Origin of the sequence: Massilia sp. BKSP1R2A-1 (genome assembly GCF_050586525.1) — a bacterium.
GTDB lineage: Bacteria > Pseudomonadota > Gammaproteobacteria > Burkholderiales > Burkholderiaceae_D > Telluria.
In genome coordinates this window covers 150,963-172,858 of sequence record NZ_JBOBRE010000013.1, presented here as the reverse complement: position 1 = coordinate 172,858, position 21,896 = coordinate 150,963, and the positions used below count along the sequence as shown (strand labels likewise).

The 21,896-nt window shown below is 66.2% G+C and carries 17 protein-coding genes; 15 read left to right on the top strand and 2 right to left on the bottom strand.

Annotated elements, in window-relative coordinates:
- Positions 1-87: 87 nt before the first annotated feature.
- From pheT to ACQ7JA_RS19320, 5 genes are all read left to right on the top strand, one after another.
- Entirely contained in the window at positions 88-2,529 is a 2,442-nt protein-coding gene (gene pheT / locus ACQ7JA_RS19340) for a phenylalanine--tRNA ligase subunit beta (RefSeq protein WP_430900695.1), read from the top strand.
- A 122-nt stretch (positions 2,530-2,651) separates the two neighbouring features.
- A complete protein-coding gene (locus tag ACQ7JA_RS19335; RefSeq protein ID WP_258828962.1) occupies positions 2,652-3,011 on the top strand; it encodes an integration host factor subunit alpha in 360 nt (119 codons plus the stop codon).
- 7 nt (positions 3,012-3,018) lie between these two features.
- A complete protein-coding gene (locus ACQ7JA_RS19330; RefSeq protein WP_430900693.1) occupies positions 3,019-3,435 on the top strand; it encodes a MerR family transcriptional regulator in 417 nt (138 codons plus the stop codon).
- A 252-nt stretch (positions 3,436-3,687) separates the two neighbouring features.
- The gene (locus ACQ7JA_RS19325; RefSeq protein WP_005667428.1) at positions 3,688-4,320 is read left to right on the top strand and encodes a response regulator; all 633 of its coding nucleotides are present in this window, start codon (positions 3,688-3,690) and stop codon (positions 4,318-4,320) included.
- A gap of 283 nt (positions 4,321-4,603) precedes the next feature.
- Positions 4,604-6,139, top strand: coding sequence for a sensor histidine kinase (locus ACQ7JA_RS19320; protein ID WP_430900690.1), 1,536 nt, complete (start codon positions 4,604-4,606; stop codon positions 6,137-6,139).
- Here the strand turns inward: ACQ7JA_RS19320 and ACQ7JA_RS19315 are convergent.
- Positions 6,120-6,920, bottom strand: coding sequence for a Crp/Fnr family transcriptional regulator (locus ACQ7JA_RS19315; protein WP_430900688.1), 801 nt, complete (start codon positions 6,918-6,920; stop codon positions 6,120-6,122). The two genes, ACQ7JA_RS19320 and ACQ7JA_RS19315, sit on opposite strands and share 20 nt — an antisense overlap.
- 256 nt (positions 6,921-7,176) lie before the next feature.
- Here ACQ7JA_RS19315 and ACQ7JA_RS19310 point away from each other — a divergent pair, with 256 nt between their 5' ends.
- The 9 genes from ACQ7JA_RS19310 (at position 7,177) to ACQ7JA_RS19270 (ending at position 19,020) form a co-directional block, all read left to right on the top strand.
- A complete protein-coding gene (locus ACQ7JA_RS19310) occupies positions 7,177-7,854 on the top strand; it encodes a response regulator transcription factor (protein WP_430900686.1) in 678 nt (225 codons plus the stop codon).
- 3 nt (positions 7,855-7,857) lie between these two features.
- Positions 7,858-9,198 carry a sensor histidine kinase gene (locus tag ACQ7JA_RS19305; RefSeq protein WP_430900684.1) on the top strand — a complete coding sequence of 447 codons (1,341 nt, stop codon included), beginning with the start codon at positions 7,858-7,860 and terminating at the stop codon, positions 9,196-9,198.
- Positions 9,199-9,306: 108 nt separating this feature from the next.
- Positions 9,307-9,735, top strand: coding sequence for a type IV pilin protein (locus ACQ7JA_RS19300; protein ID WP_430900682.1), 429 nt, complete (start codon positions 9,307-9,309; stop codon positions 9,733-9,735).
- Positions 9,723-10,367: a pilus assembly FimT family protein gene (locus tag ACQ7JA_RS19295; protein ID WP_430900680.1), complete on the top strand. Its 645-nt coding sequence runs from the start codon at positions 9,723-9,725 to the stop codon at positions 10,365-10,367. The genes ACQ7JA_RS19300 and ACQ7JA_RS19295 overlap by 13 nt, the downstream gene beginning before the upstream one ends.
- The gene (locus ACQ7JA_RS19290) at positions 10,364-10,813 is read left to right on the top strand and encodes a type IV pilus modification PilV family protein (protein ID WP_430900678.1); all 450 of its coding nucleotides are present in this window, start codon (positions 10,364-10,366) and stop codon (positions 10,811-10,813) included. The genes ACQ7JA_RS19295 and ACQ7JA_RS19290 overlap by 4 nt, the downstream gene beginning before the upstream one ends.
- Positions 10,810-11,991, top strand: a complete 1,182-nt coding sequence (locus tag ACQ7JA_RS19285; RefSeq protein ID WP_430900676.1) for a PilW family protein — start codon at positions 10,810-10,812, stop codon at positions 11,989-11,991. The genes ACQ7JA_RS19290 and ACQ7JA_RS19285 overlap by 4 nt, the downstream gene beginning before the upstream one ends.
- Complete coding sequence (locus ACQ7JA_RS19280) at positions 11,988-12,587, top strand: hypothetical protein (protein WP_430900674.1); 600 nt, start codon at positions 11,988-11,990, stop codon at positions 12,585-12,587. Before ACQ7JA_RS19285 ends, ACQ7JA_RS19280 begins: the two co-directional genes overlap by 4 nt.
- A gap of 37 nt (positions 12,588-12,624) precedes the next feature.
- A complete protein-coding gene (locus ACQ7JA_RS19275; RefSeq protein ID WP_430900672.1) occupies positions 12,625-17,226 on the top strand; it encodes a pilus assembly protein in 4,602 nt (1,533 codons plus the stop codon).
- Positions 17,227-17,346: 120 nt separating this feature from the next.
- Positions 17,347-19,020 carry a peptide chain release factor 3 gene (locus ACQ7JA_RS19270; RefSeq protein ID WP_430900670.1) on the top strand — a complete coding sequence of 558 codons (1,674 nt, stop codon included), beginning with the start codon at positions 17,347-17,349 and terminating at the stop codon, positions 19,018-19,020.
- Positions 19,021-19,038: 18 nt separating this feature from the next.
- On the opposite strand, the gene ACQ7JA_RS19265 is transcribed toward ACQ7JA_RS19270, so the two are convergent.
- Positions 19,039-20,004 (bottom strand): DUF3108 domain-containing protein, encoded by a 966-nt coding sequence (locus tag ACQ7JA_RS19265; protein ID WP_430900668.1) that lies wholly within the window; start codon positions 20,002-20,004, stop codon positions 19,039-19,041.
- 218 nt (positions 20,005-20,222) lie between these two features.
- Here ACQ7JA_RS19265 and ACQ7JA_RS19260 point away from each other — a divergent pair, with 218 nt between their 5' ends.
- Complete coding sequence (locus ACQ7JA_RS19260; protein ID WP_430900666.1) at positions 20,223-21,890, top strand: methyl-accepting chemotaxis protein; 1,668 nt, start codon at positions 20,223-20,225, stop codon at positions 21,888-21,890.
- The last annotated feature ends 6 nt before the right edge of the window (positions 21,891-21,896 follow it).

The following is a 21,896-nucleotide window of genomic DNA, read 5'->3' as shown; positions in this document are numbered from 1 at the left end:
CAGCTGCGCTTCTCAAGCAAAACTGCCGCCGCTCGCTACGGTTTCTGAGGCCATTTAAACTAATTTGCAGCGAAGAAGGCAAAGAATATGCAATTCTCTGAAAACTGGCTCCGTTCCATGGTCGATCCGAAGTTGACCTCGGATGAACTTTCGCACCTGCTCACCATGTCGGGCCTCGAAGTCGAGGAAGTCGAAGCGGTCGCGCCCCCGTTCTCGAACGTGGTGGTCGCCGAAGTCAAGGAAGTGGCCAAGCACCCGAATGCCGACCGCCTCAACGTCTGCCAGGTGGACGTGGGCACCGGCACGCTGTTGAACATCGTCTGCGGCGCGCCGAACGTGCGCGCGGGCATGAAGGCGATCTGCGCCAAGGCCGGCGCCGTGCTGCCGCCTGGCGCCGATGGCAAGCCGTTCGAAATCAAGGTCGGCAAGCTGCGCGGCGTCGAGTCGCAGGGCATGATGTGCTCGGCCAAGGAACTGAAAATCTCGGAAGAGAGCAGCGGCCTGATGGAGCTGCCGGAAGACGCGCCGGTCGGCGCGAACATCCGTGACTACCTGGGCCTGAACGACCTGAAGTTCACCATCAAGCTGACCCCGAACAAGGCGGACTGCCTGTCGCTGCTGGGCGTGGCGCGCGAAGTGTCGGCCCTGACCGGCACGCCGCTGCACGTGCCGACCACCCGCCTCGTGCCGGTGACCACGGACGAAATCCTGCCGGTGAAGATCTCCGCGCCGGACCTGTGCGGCCGCTTCTCGGGCCGCGTCATCCGCGGCCTGAACGCGCGCGCCGCAACGCCTGACTGGATGGTGCGCCGCCTCGAGCGCAGCGGCCAGCGTTCGGTCTCGGCCCTGGTCGACATCTCGAACTACGTGATGCTCGAAGTCGGCCGTCCTTCGCACGTCTTCGACCTGGCCAAGATCCACGGCGGCCTGGATGTCCGCTGGGGCCGGAAGGGCGAAACCCTGAAACTACTGAACGGCAACACCATCGAGGTCGACGAATGGGTCGGCGTGATCGCCGACGACAAGGAAATCGAATCGCTGGCCGGCATCATGGGCGGCGACTCGACCGCCGTGACACTCGACACCACCGACATCTACCTGGAAGCCGCATTCTGGTGGCCGAACGCCATTCAGGGCCGCGCCCGCAAGTACAACTTCTCGACCGACGCGGCGCACCGCTTCGAGCGCGGCGTGGACTACGCCACCACCGTGGAACACATCGAGCGCATCACCGCACTGATCGTCGAGATCTGCGGCACGCCCGAGACGAAAGTGGGCCCGGTGGACGACCAGTCCGTCAACCTGCCGCAGCCGAAACCGGTTGCCATGCGCACCGCCCGCGCCGCCAAGGTGATCGGCGTGCCGCTGACCGATGAAGTCGTGGCCGATATCTTCACCCGCCTGCAGCTGCCGTTCACGCACGAAGCCGGTAGCGACGGACCGGGCGTCTTCCACGTGACCTCGCCATCGTACCGCTTCGACATCGAGATCGAGGAAGACCTGATCGAGGAAGTCGCCCGCGTCTACGGTTTCGAGAACATCCCGGCCAACCCGCCGGTCGCCCCGAGCGCGATGCTGATCGCGCCGGAAAACACCCGCTCCCTGTTCGCGATCCGCCACCAGCTGGCCGACATCGGCTACCAGGAAGTGGTCAACATGAGCTTCGTGGAAGCCGCCTGGGAGCAGGATTTTGCTGCCAACGCCGAGCCGATCCGCCTGCAGAATCCGATCGCCAGCCAGCTGAGCGTGATGCGTTCGAACCTGGCCGGCAGCCTGCTGGCCAACGTGCGCTACAACGTCAACCGCAAGGCAGGCCGCGTGCGCGTGTTCGAGATCGGCGCGGTCTTCCACCGCAACCCGGACGCCCAGGACGGTCCGCTGGCCATCGCCGGCTACGACCAGCCGAAACGCGTCGCCGCCATCGCCTACGGCCCGCTCGTCGACGAGCAGTGGGGCGAGAAGACCCGCGCAGTCGACTTCTTCGACGTCAAGGCCGACCTGGAGGCGCTGTTCGCCCCAGCGACCCTGCGCTTCGTGAAGGGCGAACATCCGGCACTGCACCCGGGCCGCAGCGCCTTCGTCGAGCTCGATGGCAAGCGCATCGGCTTCATCGGCGAACTGCATCCGCGCTGGCTGCAGAAGTACGACCTGCCGCAGGCGCCGGTGCTGTTCGAAGTCGACGCCGAGGCCCTGCGCCAGCGCGCCGTGCCGAGCTATGCCGAGATTTCGAAGTTCCCGGGCGCCACGCGCGACCTGGCGCTGGTGGTGAAGCAGGGCGTCGCCGCCCAGGAAGTGCTGGACACCTTCCATGCCGAGATCGCTTCGAATCCTGCAGGCAAGATCGTGCAAGCCGTTGTTTTGTTTGATGAATATCGCGGCAAAGGGCTGGAGACGGATGAAAAAAGCCTTGCTTTCCGCTTCACCTTGCAAGATACTCAATCGACGCTGCAGGACGAAGCGGTCGACGCCATCATGGCCGCGATCGCCAGTGCGGCGGAACAAAAAGTCGGCGCCAAGCTGCGTGCATAGCGATGCCTCGGCATCGCGTTCCAAAACATCGTTTCACTTGAAGGTAGGGCTTCAAAATTAATAACAACGACGTTGATTCGGCCGTGTTCCAGGAAGCGCTGGCGGCCGATCTGCATCGCGCGATGCAAGTCGCGCGGGTGCGGAAGGAAGCGGAAAAGGAACTGCCGACCCTGACCAAGGCCGAGCTGGCCGAGCTGCTGTTCGAGCAGGTCGGCCTGAACAAGCGCGAAGCCAAGGACATGGTCGAAACCTTCTTCGACGAGATCCGCAACGCGCTCGAACGCGGCGAAGCGGTCAAGCTGTCGGGCTTCGGCAACTTCCAGTTGCGCGACAAGCCGCAGCGGCCGGGACGCAATCCGAAAACCGGGGAAGAGATCCCCATCACGGCGCGCCGCGTCGTGACTTTCCACGCCAGCCAGAAACTCAAGGGAATGGTTGAGGAAACCAATCCACCAGGTAACTCGCTGGCACGTGCTGCCTGAGTGCTAGATGACTGATCGACCTCACAAACCTGAACCGGCCGTGCTGCCGCCGATCCCGGCCAAGCGTTATTTCACGATCGGCGAAGTGAGCGAGCTGTGCGGTGTGAAACCGCACGTGCTGCGCTATTGGGAGCAGGAGTTTACCCAGCTTAAGCCGGTCAAGCGCCGTGGCAACCGCCGCTACTACCAGCACCACGAAGTGCTGCTGATCCGGCGCATCCGCGAGCTGCTGTACGAACAGGGCTTCACCATCAGCGGCGCCCGCAATCGTCTCGACGGCCGCGGCCACGCGATCCCGGAGCCGGACGAGCTCGCGCACATCCCGGCGCCGGCGCCGGTCGCACCGAGCGTCGACATCGAACAGGTGCGGGCCGAACTGCAGGACATCCTGGCGTTGCTGCGGCAGGGCGCCAGCCTCGCCTGAGCAGCGGTCGGCCCGGGCCGACCAGCACTCGCAGCTTCATCACCTCCGTTGGTCCAGGTCCCTCATGCGGCGCTTCATGCGTCGCACGATAGGTTCGCTGCATGTAATGCAAACTCAGCAAGTGTGCGCCTTGATGCGCTGCGCCGTAGTGTTAGAATGTCACCTGCGGTCATGCTGATATCAACGCATGCAAGCCGGGGCGTGGAGACGGACTTGGCACTTTCCTGAACAGGGAAAATTTAAGGGAAGACAATGATACGCGTTGCCATTTGTGACGATCACCAAATAGTTCGAGCAGGATTCAAGCAGATTTTCTCGTCGTCGGGCGATTTCGAAGTCGTCGCCGAAGGCGCCACCGGGCGGGAAGCCCTCGACATCGCGCGTCGCGAGATCTGCGACGTGCTCCTGCTCGACATCGCGATGCCGGACCAGAGCGGCATCGACATCCTGCGCACCATCCGCCAGGGCCAGCCCAATCTGCCGGTGCTGATCCTGTCCGGTTATCCGGCGCAGCAGTACGCGCTCAATCTGTTCAAGATGGGCGCGAACGGCTACCTCAACAAGGAATGCGAAGCGGATGAGCTCAAGACCGCCGTGCGTACCGTGTACCAGGGCCGCCGTTACGTGAGCTCGACCGTGGGCGAACTGCTCGCCCAGAGCTTCGACCGCGATCCGAATACCGCGCTGCACACCGAGCTGTCGGACCGCGAATTCCAGGTCTTCCTGCGCCTGGCCAAGGGCGCGACCGTGTCCGACATCGGCAATGCGCTCTCGCTGTCGATCAAGACGGTGTCCACCTACCGTACCCGCATCATGGAAAAAATGGGCCTGCAGTCGAACAGCGACCTGACCTATTACGCCATGAAGAACAACCTGCTCGACTGAGCTGTCCCATCGCGCCCGCGGTTCCGCCGCGGCGCGCGAACGCAATTCCTCTTCCTTTCGCCAAGACGCTCTGCCAGTGCTTGTATTGACGGCGCTGCAGGCGCATACTGCCGTCGATGCCTGCTGTGCAGGCGAGGCGCCAGTGCCACGCTCTTGCTTTTCTCAGGGAAAGCGCTGTGACCTGTATGCAACCAACCGTGACATCTTCCTTTCGCGGCGGTGCAACATTTCGCTAACGCGACTATAATCCCCGGGACGGCATAAGTTGCGCGAAAGGAAGCCCATGTACTTTTCCACTGCCTTCGACGGCAAGCGGCTGCGCGGTTTGCCGCTCTCCAAGACCTTGTTGTGCGTGGCGTGCGTGGTCATCCTCGTCATCAACGGCGTCTTCCTCATCCGGAATCTCGACGACCTGCGCTCGGCGAACGCGCTGCAGGCCCAGACCGCGCGCGTCTCCGACGAACTCCAGTACCTGAACCTGCTCGTGACCGATGCCGAAAGCGGCTTGCGCGGCTATTTTCTGTCGGGTTCGGAAGTCAATCTCGGGGCCCTGCGCGAAGCGCCCCAGCAGATCGACAACCAGCTGCGCGCACTGAGCGTGCTGCTGGCCGACAGCCCCTCGCAGACCCGCAACCTGACGCAGCTGCGCTCGCTCGTGCAGAAGAAGCTGGCGCTCATGCACCAGTCGCTCGAAGTGTATCGCCAGGGCGGCCTGGTCGACATCGTCGCCATCTCGGCGGCGGCCGATGCGCGCGGCGAGATGGACGAGATCCGGCTGCAGGTCGTGATCATGACGCGCGAGCAGAACGAACTGCTGGCCGCGCGCACTGCCGCCTTCTATGAACAGTCGCGCCGCACGGTGCTCTCGGGCGTGGGCATCAATGCCGCCGCCATCCTTGTCATCCTGCTCTTCTACAACCTCGTACAGCGCAGTTTCGGCCTGCGCCTCGAAGCCGAGCGGGCGCTGCAGCTGACCAACGACAGCCTGGAAGCCATCGTGGCCGAGCGTACCGAGCAGCTGTCGGTGCTGTCGCGCCACCTGATCCGCGTGTCGGAAGAAGAGAAGTCGCGCCTGGCGCGCGAGCTGCACGACGAGATGGGGGCGAACCTCACCGCGATCGGCATGGACATGACCTCGGTGAGCGAACAGCTCAAGGGCAGCCACCCGGAACTGGTCACGATGCTGGGGCGCGCCCGCAGGACCCTGGTCGACACCGTCCAGCTCAAGCGCCGCATCATCGAGAACCTGCGTCCGAGCCTGCTCGACAATATGGGCCTGTCGGCCGCGCTGCAGAGTTATTGCGCCGATTATGCGCGCGTCACCGCCCTCGACTGCGACGCCCTGATCGACCACGAGGCCGATGCGGCCGGCCCCATGCAGGCGATCGCGCTGTTCCGTATCACCCAGGAAGCCCTGAACAATATCGCCAAGTACGCGAAGGCGCGCACCGTGATCGTCAACCTGACGCGCGAGCCGGACGGCTGGGACCTGGAAATCACGGACGACGGCATCGGCATCCCGCCCGACGCCATGGCCAAGTCGAAATCGCATGGCCTGCTGGGCATGCGCGAACGTGCGCTGCTGCTGGGCGGCACGCTCAGCGTGGAGCGCGGTGTGAACAATGTCGGCACCTGCGTGCGCGCCTGGTTGCCGAAGGCGGCGCCGGGAGGCGAGGGGCCTGCCTTGATCACGCCAGGCCTGGAAACGACGACGCCGCCACCGGATTTGCCGGGGACGGCGTCGAGCGGTCTATCCGTGAAGCAGCCGGCCAACTCGGTCGTGGCCGGCGAACTCCCGATTAACGCGCCACATCCATGAGCAGGCGGTCGTATTCCGACTTGGCGACCTTGTAGCATTCGCCGGCGTATTCTTCGAGGCCGGCACGGTCCAGCACGGTGATATTGCCGCGGCGGTACTGGATCAGGCCTTCATCCTGCAGCTTGCCGGCGGCGGCGGTGATGCTTTCGCGGCGCACGCCCAGCATGATCGAGATGAGTTCCTGGGTCACTTTCAGTTCCATGCTGGCCGAGCGGTCCAGGCGGTCCAGCAGCCAGCGGCACAGTTTCTGCTCGATCGAGCTGTGGCGGCCGCCGACGGCGTTCTGGGCCATCTGGGCGAACAGGGCGTTGGTGTAGCGCATCAAGAGCTGGGGCAGGGCGCCGCCCTTGTTGAATGCGTCACGCAGGAACTGGGTTTTCAGGCGGTAGCCGTAGCCGGCGCTCTGCACCACGGCGCTGCAGGTGGCGCGTTCGCCCATGAACAGCGACACGCCGACCGCGCCTTCATGGCCGACCACCGCGATTTCGGTGGTGGCGCCGTCTTCCATCACATACAGCAGCGACACGATTGCCGTGGTCGGGAAATACACGTATTCCAATTTGCTGCCATACTCGAACAACTCCTTGCCGAAGGGCAGAGGGACGAGTTCCAGGTGCTCGAACAGGCTTTCCAGGTCTTGGCGGGGCAGGGCGCCGAGCAGTTCGTTCTGCTGGGTGCCGCTGTAGCTGACAACGGGGCGGGACGCGGATTTCACAGTCTCACTCGTGGCTGGGATCTTGTGTTGCAGCTTCTGCGTACCACCAAGTTGAGTGTTGTTCATTTGTTGTCCTCTTTATCTCTAACGTGCATCGGGGGCGATCTCTTCGGCTGTTTTTCTTTGCCTCATCGCGATGTGTGTACATTAAAGCTATCGTCTGTTGCCGAACATAAGACTGGCAGTCGCCCCTGTGTAGGCTTGCCCCATGGTCTTTTGTCAGTCCAGTCCTACTGGAGAAATGTCGTTCTGATATCTCTTTTTGTTTTGCTGAGGCAATTAAATCGCGGATAATAGGACTTTCACTTTCGCTCTTGCGCCGATGCCCCTGCCGCTCCTGCTGGTCGAAGACGATGCCGTGCTGGCCGATGGGCTGGTCCGTGCCCTGCAAGCGCAGGACATGCAGGTCGAATTGCTGCGCGACGGCCTTGCCGCCGATGTCCGCCTGCAGGCCGCAAGCACCAGTGCCGTCCTCGTGCTCGACATCGGCCTGCCCGGCATCGACGGCTTCGAGGTGCTGCGCCGCCTGCGTGCCCGCGGCAGCCAGCTGCCGGTCCTCCTGCTGACCGCCCGCGACGCCGTCGAGGACCGGGTCAGGGGACTCGAGTCCGGCGCCGACGACTACCTGGTCAAGCCCTTCGCCACTGTCGAGCTGGTCGCGCGCATCCGCGCCCTGGCGCGGCGCCACGCTCCGCCACCGGCGCAGCACGGGCTCGGCCAGCTGGTGCTCGACAGCGCCACCCGGCGCGCGCGCATTGGCGAGCGTGCCCTGGAACTGTCGGCGCGCGAGTGGGCCGTGCTCGAATACCTGTTGCAGCAGGCCGGGCGGGTGGTCTCCAAACAGCAGATCATCGACACCATTGCCCCCTGGGGCGAAGACCTGACCCTGAACGCGGTCGAGGTCTACGTCTCGCGCCTGCGCCTCAAGCTGGAAGGCGCCGGGGTCGCGATCCGCACCGTTCGCGGCTTCGGTTACCTGCTCGAAGCGGCGAATCCCTAGGCGATGGGCAGCATCCGCCTACGCCTGCTCAAGTGGCTGGTGCTTCCGATCCTGGTGTTCAACCTCCTCGCCGCCAGCCTGACCTACCTGCTGGCCTGGACCCCGGCCCAGCTGGCCTTCGACCAGGGCCTGCTCGACGCCGCCACCGGCCTGGCCACCCGCGTGCGCGTCGACGGCGGCAGGGTAGAGGTCGACGCGCCGGCCTCGGCCGGGCGCCTGCTGGGCGCGGGCGCACCGGACGCCAGCTGGTTCGTGGTGCGCCTGAAGGGCGGCCGCGTGCTCGCCGGCGATCCGGGCTTTCCGCAGATGGGCGCGGCCGGCCTGGTGCGTGATGCCCGCATCGCCGGCCAGCCGGTGCGCGCGGCCACGGTGCTGGTGGCCAGTCCGCAAGGCCCGGTCGAGGTCGGGGTCGCCCGGACCCTGGTGCAGCGGCAACAGGTGCGCGCGGCCATCCTGCGCGCCCTGGTGCTGCTCGAAGTGCTGTTCAGCCTGGCTCTGGTCGGCCTGGTGTGGTTCTCGGTCGGCAATGGCCTGGCGCCGCTGGCGCGCCTGCGCGCCCGCCTCGATGCGCGCGGCAGCGGCGACCTGGCGCCCCTCGACGATGCCGGCATGCCGCGCGAACTGGCGCCCCTGGTCAGCGCCTTCAATGCCCTGCTCGAACGGATCGCCGCCGGCAGCCGCGCCCAGGACGACTTCCGCGCCAACGTCGCCCACCAGCTGCGCACACCGCTCGCCGGCCTGCGCCTGCAGCTCGAATGGCTGGCCGGCCGCCACCGTTCGGATCCGGAATCGATCAAGGTGGTCGAACTGCTGCTGGCCGCCAACGAACGCATGATCCGCCAGGCCAACCAGCTCCTTTCGCTCGAGCGTGCGGGGCCGGACCGCCTGGCGCGCGCCCGGCTCGCCCCGCTCGACCTGGCCGACATCGTCGCCGAGGCCGTCCAGCCTTTCGTCGAACAGGCCGCGTGCAAGGACATCGACCTGGGTTTCGAACTGGCTCCGTGCCCGCTGGCAGGCGACCGTCACATGCTGCGCGACCTGGTCGACAACCTGGTCGACAATGCGCTGCGCTACACGCCGGAGGGCGGGGTCGTCACCGTGCGCTGCGGCGCCACCCTCGAAGGCGCGCAGTTCGTGGTCGAGGATTCCGGACCCGGCATCGCGCCGGAAAAACGGGCTCGGGTATTCCAGCGCTTCGTCCGCCTGGACGAGCACAGCAGCGGCAGCGGGCTGGGCCTGGCCATCGTGCGCGACATCGCCGCCCTGCATGGCGGCGCCGTTCTGCTCGAGAGCGGGTCCGACGGGCGGGGCGCCCGCTTCACGGTGCGCTTCCCGCCGGCTTGACAAGACAGGACGCTGTGCGCCTGTCAGGAATTTGTCAGCTTTTCCTCAGGGAAATGCAAGCTTCCTGCGGTATGATGCCGCATGGAAACACTCCCTCAGGAGAACAGCATGCACAAGCGCCAGGCCGGCTTTACCCTCATCGAGATCATGATCGCGGTGGCCGTGATCGGCATCCTGACGGCCATTGCCCTGCCATCCTACAACGGCTACATGATGCGCGCGCGCCTGTCCGAGGCCTTCACCGGCCTGTCCGGCGCCCAGCCGAAGCTCGAGCAGCACTGGTCGAATAACCGCAGCTATGCCGGTTTCGACACCGCCGCCGGGCAGATGCCGCAGGCGTCCCAGAACTTCACCTTCACCCTGACGACGGCCACCGCCAGCGCCTACCTGCTCACCGCGAACGGCCGCAACGGCGCCGCCGGCTTCACCTTCACCATCGACCAGAACGGCAACCGCGTGACCACCGCCGTGCCGAGCGGCTGGTCCTCCAACGCCGCGTGCTGGGTCGACCGCAAGGAAGGCCGATGCGCGCAGTGACGCGGGCCCAGGCCATGCGCGCCGCCGGCTTCACGCTGGTGGAGGCGATGGTGGTGCTCGCCATCATGGCGATCATGCTGGCGATCGGCGTGCCGCGCATGAGCGACTGGCTGGCCGCCACCAAGGCCAATGCCGCCGGCGGCTTCTATGCCGAAGGCTTCACCCTGGCGCGCGCCCAGGCCCTGGCCAACAACAGCGCCAGCCGCCTGGTCCTGAGCCCGAACGCGGCGAGCGGCCAGTACGACTGGCAGGTCGACGTCTGCTTCCCCACGCCGGAAGCGCCCTGCGGCGAGGCAACCGGCAACTGGTCCACCACGGGCACCGCCGTCAAGGCGGAGCAGGATGCGGGAGCAGGGGTGAAATCGATCGCGCGCAACGCCGATGCGCTGCCTCCCCGGACCCGCGTGCTCGTCACCCCGGGCCCGGACGGCGACACCGCCGTCTACTTCACGCCGCTGGGCTGGGTCGATACCCGCACCGCCAGCCGCATGATGCGCATCGACCTGACGGCGCCCTCCAACGCCGGCAGCAACGACTTCCGCGCCACCAGCGTGGTGCTGACCCTGGCCGGCGTGGCCGCCAAGTGCGAACCGAATGCCGCCGACAACGACTCGCGCAGGTGCCCCGAATGATGCGTCCACGTCCGCCATTTCCCATGCGCGCCCGCGCCCAGCAGGGCATCGCCATGCTCGAAGCGCTGCTGGCCATCGTCATCCTTGCCATCGGCGTGATCGGGACGGTGGGCCTGCAGGCGCGCTCGGTGTCGGCGCTGGCCGACGCCGGCCTGCGCGCCGAGGCGGCGATCGCCGCCAACAAGCTGCTCGGCGTGATGAACACCGACATCGCCAACATCGGCGAATACAGGGTCGCCGCCGGCGCGGTGCCGCCGGCGCGCCTGGCGGCCTGGCATGCCGAGACCGCACGACTGATTCCGGGTGCTTCGATCACGGTCGGCGTCGCCGTGCCGGTCGCCGCGGCCATGCCAACGGTTGTCGACATCAGGATCAGCTGGCGCCGCAAGGCCGACACGCCGGAGAATACGCACCAAATCGTTTCCTACGTGGCGGGGGCCGAATGAGCATCCAGCGCAAACCAGGCGGATTCTCGTTGGTCGAGCTGATGGTTAGCGTCGTCATCGGCCTGCTCGCCGTGATCTTCGCCACCCGCCTGATGACCGATTCGCAGAAGAACAAGGAAGCCGCGCTGGGCGGCTCGGATTCGATGCAGAACGGCATGTTGGCCATGTTCTCGATCAGCGGCGACGCCGAATACGCCGGCTTCGGCATCAACGAACCGCTGATCGTCGGCTGCGATACGGTGCTCACCGACAGCGAGAACTTCCAGCTGGCCCCGGCCCAGCGCGGGGGCGTGACCGTACGTCCGCTTGCGGCTGCCGTCATTGAAAACGGCGGGACCGGCTCCGACCGTCTCAGCCTGTACGCCGGCAGTTCACCTTCGGGAACCGGGATCATGCGCCTGCTGCAGAATTACCTCGGCGGCACGCAGATCGTCGTCGACCGCAGGCCCTACGGCTTTGCGCAAGGCGACGTGATCCTGGTGGCGCCGGAAAAGCAAGGCGGCAGATGCTCGATCGCCCAGATCTCCAACGACATCGACCTCGTCCCGGCGCCGCCTGCGGACCAGTTCGTGATGATCGGCGGCGCCGGCTATCGCTTCAACAGCGGGGCGCTGGGCGAGCAATACAAGCTGGGGCAGTCGCGCGTCTTCAATCTCGGTCCGGTGACCAGCCTGGCATTGCGTACCTGGTCTGTCGAGCGTGGATTCCTGCGCCTGCGCGCGACCGACCTGCCTGGTTCCAGCGAGACTTCACAGGTGGTGGCGGACAACATCGTGGGGCTCAAGGCGCAATACGGTCTCGATACCCGCGCCGGCACGGCATTCCAGCCGGAGACAGGCATGCGCGTGAGCACCTGGTCGAGCGATATGCTGGATGCCGACAGTGACGGCCTGGCGGGCGGGGCCGGTGACTATGCCCGCATTGCTGCACTGCGGATTGCGGTGGTGGCACGCTCGAAAAACCCGGAACGCCCGAACGCCGCAACCGGCCAGTGCACCGCGACCACTGTACTCCCCACCGTGTTTGCGACGCTGGGCGCCGACAACGGCAACACCGCGCCTGTGCAGGTGGACGTTGCGGTCACCGGCGACACCGTGGACTGGCGCTGCTACCGCTACCGTGTCTTCGAGACCATCGTCCCGCTGCGCAACGCGGGCTGGAGGCCAATCTCGTCATGAAGCCCTTTCAACCACTTCCCAGGGTGCGGCAGCTCGGGATCGCGCTGCCGGTCATGCTGATCATGCTCCTGATCCTGCTGGTCTCGAGCATTTACTTGCTGCGTTCTAGTAACTCGACCACGCTCACGGCCGCCAACCTCGCCTACGATGCCCAGCTGGCGCGTGCAAACGATTTTGGACTGCATGCCGGCTTCAACTGGCTTAGCCAGACGGCGACCCTGAACCGGGCGGCGCTCAACAGTAATATCGGAGCGCAGGGATATCGCGCCACCATGAACACCCGCCTAAGCGTGCGTTCCACCGAATTCTGGGACGGCTCCCGCTCGGTCGCCGACGGCAGGGGGAACACTATCCGCTACGTGATCCATCGCATGTGCACCATGGCGGAGCCCACCAATGCGCCGAACAACTACTGCGTGCGGACCACCGCCAATCCGGCCGCGCTGGGTAACGCGGTCGGCGTCGGCAACAGCATGAAGACCGATGGCGCCCTGTTCGACGGGGTGCCGCAGACCCACTTCGTGATCACGGCACGCATCGACGGTCCGCGTGGCGGGAATGTGATCACCCAGATGGTGGTCCTGATAGCCATCTAGAGCCGGTCGCCTACAGAACATCACGAATGGAGCGCGCATGAACCGCATCTCTTCCCGCATCCTGTCCGCGTTGGCGGCATTCCTGGCGCTTGCCGGCCCCGGCGCACCTGCAAGCGCCGGGCCGACCGAGATCGCCAACCTTCCACTGCTGAACATGACCGGCAGCGGCACGGTCAAGCCCAACCTTATGCTCCTCTACGATAACTCGGGCTCGATGAGCAGCGCCTTCACGCCCGACTACGTCGACGATAGCACCACCTGCCGCTCGCGCGAGACCATGGCCGGCGGCACCCGCGGCTGCCGCATCGGCGACCCGCCTTTCGCCAGCCCTGATTTCAATCGCCAGTACTACGACCCGCGCGTGCGCTTCGCGCCGCCGGTGCGCGCCGACGGCAGCAGCTACCAGAGCCAGAACCGCAGCGCCACCAATGGCTGGACTGCGGTCACCACCGACGGCTTCGGCGTCAACCGGACCGACCTGACCGGCGCCGGCGTCAACAGCACCAACTTGGTGACCGGCTTTCCCGACCTGCGCTGGTGCGATGCCGACAACAACTGCAGCGCAAATACCAGCGGCTACACTTTTCCGACCGACGAGCGCTATACCGCCCAGAGCTTCACCGCCAATCCCTATTACTACCTGATCAATGTCGCCGAATACTGCAGCGATCAGGGCCTGACCAACTGCCGCGTCACCGCGGTGAACGCGGCCGCACCGAGCGGTTTTCCTTACCCGGCGCGGGTGCGCTGGTGCGACAGCCGCGCCCTCACCAACTGCCAGGCCAAGTACGTCGGCAATTTCAAGTATCCGCGCTACTCCGACCCGAACCGGCCCGCCGAGTGGTACGGCACCATCACCATCGGCGCCTCCAGCGGCACCGCCTCGATGACCCTGAACAGCGTCACCGCCACCGCCACCGGCGCCAGCGGCTCCGTGGTGATCACAAATACGGGCGTCACCGCCTCGAGCGGCACCAATACCGCCACCAAGCAGCAGGCCGTGGCGAACGCCCTAGCCGCTTCGATCATCGCGAAATCCGGCCTTGCCCAGCCATTTACAGCCTGTGTGAAGACCCCGTCCGGCGGCGTACCGGCCTGTTCGAGCTTCGGCATTACCCTGCAGAATACCAATATCGTGGCAGTGGTGCCGATCAGCTGCACAACGGGCAGCACCGACAAGTCGCTGAACAACTGTACGCTGGTGAAGGATGGCAGTCGCGCCGGCACAAGCCTGACCGTGTCGTCGGGCACCAGGTCAACGGCGACGCTCGAGATCAGCGGCAGCACCAATCCCAGCCGCGACCAAGTTCTGGCCCAGCTGAGCTACGGCGGCAGGAACATGTTCGCCACCAGCCTGACCTTCGGCCGTGGCATTAGTGCGGCCCAGGTGGCGACCGCAATCCGCAACAAGATCGGCACCCAGGGCACGGTGACCGCTTATGTGGGCGGAACCCCCGGCAGCGGCGTGGTCTGCGAAACGAAGACCAATACCGTGGTGTGCCTAGTTGACACGGGAGCTGACGCGGAAGGCAAGAACATCGCCGTCAACCTGCCGACCAACAACGGCAACAGTCCTCGCTACTTGAACTTCTCCGTCACTGCCGCCATCAACGACGGCATCCCGACCAGCGAAACCCAGCTGGGCGCTTCGGTCTTCGTGCGCACCGACATCGTCCCGACCCGCGACAGCTATCCGAAAAGCGTCAATCGCACGGACTGCTCGGGCGCGACATGCACCTATGACGAGGAGATGACCAACTTCGCCAACTGGTATGCCTACTACAAGACGCGCAACCAGATGATGAAGACCACGGTGGGCCAGGCATTCCAGCCGATCGGCGACAATTACAACGTCGGCCTGGTGTCGCTATCGAGCGCGGCGGCCGAAGGCACGATGATGAAGCCGAACCGCTTCTCCGGCACCCACCGCGGCAACTGGTACGACACCCTGTATGCGATGAACGGCAACCAGTCGACTCCGATCCGCCAGGCCCTGCACGCGATCGGCAAGCTGTACGCCAACCAAGCGCCCTACAATTTCGATGCAGCTAACCAGGTCGTAAAGTTCCCCTGTCAGCAGAACTTCACCATCGTCACCACCGACGGCTACTGGAACGGCAATGCCGCAGCCACGGTTGTCAGTAACGACGAAGAGGAAAGCGCCAGCCGCTTCTGCCTGCGCTCGAAGGGCTGCGTGGACGCCGCCTCCCAGACCGCCAACTCCCTGGCCGATGTCGCCCTGTACTGGTACAACGGCGGCTCCAACGACGGCACGACCTCGCTGCGCCCGGCCATGGAAGACTGGTCCAAGCCCGGACTGGTGCCGGCCGCGCCGGGAGAAAACACGCGCCTCCACATGAAGACCTACACGCTCGGGCTGGGCGTGGACGGCATCATGAACTACGAGCCGAACTACGACACCGCGGCCACGCCCGGCGGCGACTTCCACAAGCTGATCACGGGTGTCGCCAGCGGCTGCCCTTGGAACGGTGGCGGCCCCTATGTCTGGCCCGATCCGAAGACTGGCGACAACAGCGGCTCGGCCGCCTACCAGTCGCGCGTGGACGACCTGTGGCACGCCGCCATCAATGGCCATGGCAAATATTTTTCGGCTTCCGACCCACTTCAGGTGGTCAGCGGGCTGCGCTCGGCGCTGGAGAACATCGAGGTGAAGTCGGGCGCCGCGGCCGCCTCGGCGACCTCGACCCCGAACGTCTCGCAGTACGACAACGACATCTACTCGGCGACCTTCACCACGGTGAAATGGTTCGGCGAGCTGGCCAAGCGCAAGATCAACCCAGTCACGGGCGTGGTCGGTGCGACCGAAAATTGGAATTCCTCGACGATCGTCGGCCGCAAGGTAGGGGAGAACACTGATACGCGCCGTATCCTGATGCTCGACGTCGGCAGCAAGACCCTGAAGGACTTCGACTACGGCGGCATGAACTCGACCGAGAAGTCCTGGTTCGACAACAAGTGCGCGGCGCTGTCGCAGTGCGCCAATCTGTCGAGCGGCAATAGGACAATTGTTAACAGCGGCGCCACCATCGTCAACTGGCTGCGTGGCCAGCAGCAGTATGCCGACGACACCATCCTGCGCGCATATGCGCGCTCGGAGACCATCCCGCAGGGCATGAGCACGACGGTACCGGTTGTGCTGGGCGATATCGCGTCAGCCAAGCCTGCTTTTGTGCGCGACCCGCGCAAGCTCTACCCGCGCGCCGGCTACGAGGCCTACAAGGTGGACCACGCGGACCGTCCGGGCATGGTCTACGTTGCAGCCAATGACGGCATGCTGCACGCCTTCGCCGCCGAAAGCGGCGAGGAGCTGTGGGCCTACGTGCCGCGTATCACGATGAAGAAACTGCACCTGCAAGCCAGCGTCAACTACGGCGTCAACCACCAGTACACGGTGGACGGTTCGCCGGAGGCGGCGGACGTGCAGATCAACGGCGCCTGGCGTACCGTGCTGGTCGGCGGCCTGAACGCAGGCGGGCGTGGCTACTATGCGATCGACATCACTGATCCGGAACACCCGCGTGCGCTGTGGGAACTGTGCGCTGATGCCAGCGTCTGCAGCGGTATCAACTACGAGGCGGAAATTGGCTTGTCCTTCGGCAATGCGCAATTCGGTACCTGGAAAAACGCCAGCGGCGCAGAGCGCTGGGTGGTGTTCCTGACCTCGGGCTACAACAACATTCCGGCAAGCGACGGCCTGAATGTCGGTACCGGGAAGGGCTTCCTTATGATCGTCGACGTCGCCACCGGGGAGGTGCTGGACCGGATCACCACCGGTTCCGGCACCATTGCCACGCCGTCGGGCTTTGCCAAGATCACCGCGATCACCGAGAACCCGCTCATCGACCCACTCGTGACCTATGTATACGGTGGTGACAATCAGGGGCAAATGTGGCGTTTCGATTTCACCAGCCCCGGTACGGTGCGCCTGGTGAAGATGGGTGACGCCGGCACCAACCAGCCAATTACCACTCGTCCGGATGTGGCCCTGTGCCGTATCGATCGGGAAAACAGCGACGGTTCCACGTCAGCGGAGACCCAGCGCGTGGTGGCGTTCGGCACCGGCCGTCTGCTCGATATCGGCGATATTGCCAACACTGCTGTGCAGTCGGCTTATGTGCTGAGCGACACGGGAGTGCCGATCGGCGCATCCCAGTGGCGCGTTTCCTCGAGCATGGTCAAGCAGACCCTGAGCAAGACAAGCGGTGCGGCCGGGGACGTGTACGGGATCAGCGGCGGCGACGTCGACCTGAGCAGGCACGCTGGCTGGTACGTGGACTTCGACCGCAATGCGGGCGAGCGTGTCAACCTGGATCCCGCCATCGTGCGGGGCACGCTCACGGTGGTCACCAACATCCCGAGCTCGTCCTCGTCCTGCTCGGTGGGCGGCACGGCCAATATCTACTACCTCGACCTGTGCTCGGGCAAGGCGGTCGGCGACTACGCCGGCAAGACGTTGTCGAACAATGCGGGGGTGGTGGGTTTCATCACCATCGGCCTGTCGGACGGCAGCACGCGCACGATCGCCACGCCGGCGACCGGCGGCTTTATCAGCGATCCGCCGCCGCCGCCGAAGCAAGTCCCAACACGCCGTTCGGGCGTGCGCCGGGTCCACGAATGATGCATTGACAAGGTTTTGCGCTCCGGGCCGAACGGCCGGGGCGCGAATCTTCACACGGCAGACGCCGGAATCGGTAAAATCGAGGGTTTTCTTACCAGGGCCGCTTTGCAAGGCTCGACTATGGCCAACGACACCGATTTCACCGCCGACGACAGCGCAGCTGGCGCCGATAGCGCAAACAGCACCGCCAGCCGCCAGGCCGGCCAGATTGGGCGCGAAGTGCAGCGCCGCCGTACCTTCGGCATCATTTCCCACCCCGACGCGGGTAAAACCACGCTGACCGAGAAGCTGCTGCTGTTCTCGGGCGCGATCCAGCTCGCCGGCACCGTCAAGGGCCGCAAGAGCGGCCGCCACGCGACCTCCGACTGGATGGACATCGAGAAGCAGCGCGGGATCTCGGTCGCGTCCTCGGTGATGCAGTTCGAGTTCCGCGACCACGTCATCAACCTGCTCGACACCCCGGGCCACCAGGACTTCTCGGAAGACACCTACCGGGTGCTGACCGCGGTCGACTCGGCCCTGATGGTGATCGACGCGGCCAAGGGCGTGGAAGAGCAGACCATCAAGCTGCTCGACGTCTGCCGCATGCGCGACACCCCGATCGTCACCTTCATGAACAAGCTGGACCGCGAGACCCGCGATCCGCTCGAGCTGCTCGACGAAGTCGAGTCGGTGCTGAAGATCGAATGCGCGCCCGTCACCTGGCCGATCGGCATGGGCAAGAACTTCCGCGGTGTCTACCACCTGCTGAAGGACGAGATCATGCTGTTCAAGGCCGGCGAAGAGAAGGCCGACGGCGCCTTCGAGATCGTCAAGGGCATCGACAACCCGAAGCTGGCCGAGATGTTCCCGCTCGAGATCGAGCAGCTCAAGATGGAAGTGGAGCTGGTGCACGGGGCGTCGCACGTGTTCGACCTCGAGCGCTTCCTGTCGGGCGTGCAGACCCCGGTCTTCTTCGGTTCGGCGATCAATAACTTCGGCGTGCGCGAGATCCTGTCGGCCCTGGTCGACTGGGCCCCGGCCCCGCGCAGCAGGGACGCCACCGTGCGCGCGGTCGAGCCGACCGAGCCGAAGTTCTCGGGCTTCGTGTTTAAAATCCAGGCGAATATGGACCCGGCCCACCGCGACCGCATCGCCTTCCTGCGCGTGTGCTCGGGCCGCTTCGAGAAGGGCATGAAGGTCAAGCACCTGCGCCTGGGGCGCGAAGTGAAGCTCTCGTCCGTCGTGACCTTCATGGCCTCGAGCCGCGAACAGGTCGAGGAAGCCTACGCGGGCGACATCATCGGCCTGCCGAACCACGGCAATATGCAGATCGGCGACTCCTTCTCGGAAGGCGAGCTGCTGACTTTCACCGGCATCCCGTACTTTGCCCCGGACCTGTTCCGCACCGTGCGCATCCGCAACCCGCTGAAGGTCAAGCAGCTCCACAAGGGCCTGCAGCAGCTGGGCGAAGAGGGCGCGGTGCAGGTCTTCAAGCCGGTGCTGGGCTCGGACCTGATCCTGGGCGCGGTCGGCGTGCTGCAGTTCGAAGTCGTGGCGAGCCGCCTGCTCAACGAGTATGGCGTCGATGCGGTGTTCGAGAGCAGCAGCATCAGCAGCGCGCGCTGGGTGTCGAGCGACGACAAGAAATCGCTGTCGGACTTCGAGAACCAGCTCGGCCACCAGGTCGCCTACGATGCGGCCGGCAACCTGGCCTTCCTGGCCACCTCGGGCGTCAACCTGCGCCTGACCCAGGAACGCTGGCCGAAGCTGACCTTCCACGCCACCCGCGAGCACGCGGCCAAGCTGGCCTGATGCCGGCGCGCCGGCGCCTCAGGGCGCCGGCGCCCGCCTGATCTCCTTCACCACCTGCGTGCGCACGCTGCCGTCCGGCGCGGTCGCGCGCAGCTGCACCGGCAGCCAGCCCTGTTCCGGGGCCAGCCACACTTCCAGGCGCGCCGCGCCCGCGCGCGCCAGGTGCAGCGTCTCCATCGCGCCCAGCGGCGTCTCCACCGTCTCCTTTCCCAGCACCTGAAAGCGCTCCACCATGGCGCCGTTCAGCCTTCCCACGTAGATGTCGACCATGTCCTGCAGCTGGTCGGGGTCGGCCAGGCCGATGCCGGCCAGCTGCACCAGGACGCTGGCGCCGTCCTGGCTGCCCGGCGTGTCCTGCACGCTGCGCCCCAGGCTCTCCAGCACGATGGCGCCACGCTCTCGGTCGAAGGAGATGGCGGCGCTGCCCGCGCCCAGGCGGTAGCGGGCCCGCAGGGGCGCGATGCCGGCGTCGTCGGTGCCGCCTTCGCTCTCGATCGCACCCGTGATGCCGTCGAGGGCGAGGCGGTAGTTCACGCCGTCGGTCTGCCAGTCGAGCAGGGCTTCGCCGCCGCCGCCGCCGGTGCTGCGCACCTCGTAGCGCAGCGAGGCGCTCGGCGGCACCGTCACACGGTAGCGGCTCGGCATCTCGACCGCGGCGACGCCGCCTGCCGGCTGCGCAGCCGGCGCCGCAGCAGGGCCAGGCGCCGCCTCGGCGCTGGCCTGCACCGGTGCGGGAGCCGGCAGGGCCGGCATGGGGGAGGGGAGTGCGGTGGCGGCCGCAGGGGCGGCAGGTGTCGGCGCCGCAGGCGCCACGTCGGCCAGGCGCACGGCCAGCGCCGGGTTGCCGATGAGGGGCAGCGGCGCCAGGATGCGCGTATCGAGCCAGGCGATGACGATCAGGTGCAGCAACAGGGACAGGCCGCACAGGGCCAGCAGGCGAGCGTGGCGGCCAAACAGGGTGGCTGCAGTGTTCCCGATTCTCATATCGCCAGTGTAACCGGGCGGAGCCCGGATCAGAAGTGGCTGGGGAGCCGACGCCGGCACTGTCCCGCGGCTTCCCGGCACGCGACATGGCGCGGGGCTTGTCGAAGGTCCTCATGCTGGCAGCGATCTGCGCCACCGCAAATCCTCCCGCAATTGAACCGCGTAGATTGTTTGAATGCGCTGCGGAAATAGAGCGCGTCTAACATTGGGGAGGCATCATGCTGTCGCGCCTGAAGATCGGTCCCAAGCTCCTGCTTGCGCCTGGCGTCGTCCTGCTGCTCCTGGTCCTGCTGTCGAGCGGCGCCTATTACGCGATGGTGCGCCAGCACGCCTCGCTGCAGGACATCGTCGGCCCGCGCGCCGACCAGATGCGCAGCGCGGCCGGGCTCGCGGAGCAGGCCCAGCGCGTCCATGCCGACACCTACAAACTCCTGACCTGGCTCGGCAGCAGCTTCTCGCGTCCGCGCATCGAGGCCCTGGTCGCCGGGGTGAAGCGCCAGCACGAGACGATCGAGCGTTCCTTCGCCGGGCTGGCGCGCCTGACCCCGCCGGGCAGCCAGGAACGCCGCTATGTCGACCAGGCGGCAGCGGCCCACCGCGCCTACGTCGCGGCGGCGCGCGAGGTGGTCGAGCTGGCGCATTCCGACCAGACCATCGGCGCGAACGCCATGATCAAGCCCGAGGCCGCATTCGCCCTGATGACCCAGCGCATGGCGATGCTGGCGGCGCTGGAACGCGCACTGTCCGAGCAGGCTTCAAACAGCGCCGCCGCCGACTTCCGCCTCAGCGCCGTGCTGATGCCGGCCGTGATCCTGCTGGCGGTTGCCGTCTCGCTGGCGATCACGATGGCGGTGCGGCGCGTGCTGCTGAGCGAGATCCAGGGAATCGGCGCCGCCGCCCTGGGCCTGGCCAGCGGCGACCTGACGATCCGCGAGCGCGATTACGGCAAGGACGAGATCGGCGAGACCTCGCGGGCGCTGGACGCCGGCATCCGCAACCTGAGCGGCACCCTGCGCACGGTGCTGGAATCGGCGCGCACCATCGGCAGCGCCTCGCGCGACATCACCCTCGGAAATCTCAGCATGCAGGGCCGCACCCTGTACCGGCAGCGCGAGCTGCGCGAGACGGCGGCTTCGATGCGCGCGCTCTGCGAGGCTGCGCAGTCCACCCTGGACGGCGCGCACACCGCCGATGGCCTGGCGCGCACGGCGGCAAGCAGCGCGCATTTCGGAAGAAGCCGCGTCGAACGCGTCGCTGCGACCATGGCCGCGGTCAAGGAAGATGTGTTGCGCGCGGCCGAGGTGGCGACAGCCATCGACGCCATCGCCTGCGAGGCCGGCGCCCTGGCGCTGAATGCGGCCCTGGAAGCGTCGCGCGGCGGCGAGGAGGGCAAGGCGTTCGCCGACGCCGCCGCCCAGGTGCGCCAGTTGGCCCGGCGCGCAGCCGGGGCCGCGCGTGAGGTGCGCGAACTGGCGGCGCGTTCGGTACGCGAGATCGACGGCTGCGCCGCCTCGGCAAGCGCAGCGGGCGGCAGCCTGGCCCAGGTGGCCGGCTCGGTGCGCGCCGTGGAGGACATCGTCGGCCGCCTGCGCAGCGACAGCCTGGGGCAGGGCAAGCGCCTGCGCGACGTCGACCAGGCCATCGTGCGGATGGACGAGGTCACCCGGCGCAACTGCGCGCTGGTGGAGGAAGCGGCCGCCGCGGCCCGCACCCTGCAGACGCATGCGCTGGCGCTGTCGCGCACGGTCGCATCCTTCCGCCTGGATGAGGCGGAAGCGCCGGCGGCGCCGGAGGTGCAAAAAGAAAGCGGCGTCCCCCGGGATTTGCCCAGGGAACGCCGCCGTCACGAGCGTTCGCACTTGCGGCTCGCCTCGAGCCGCAAATGATCCGGT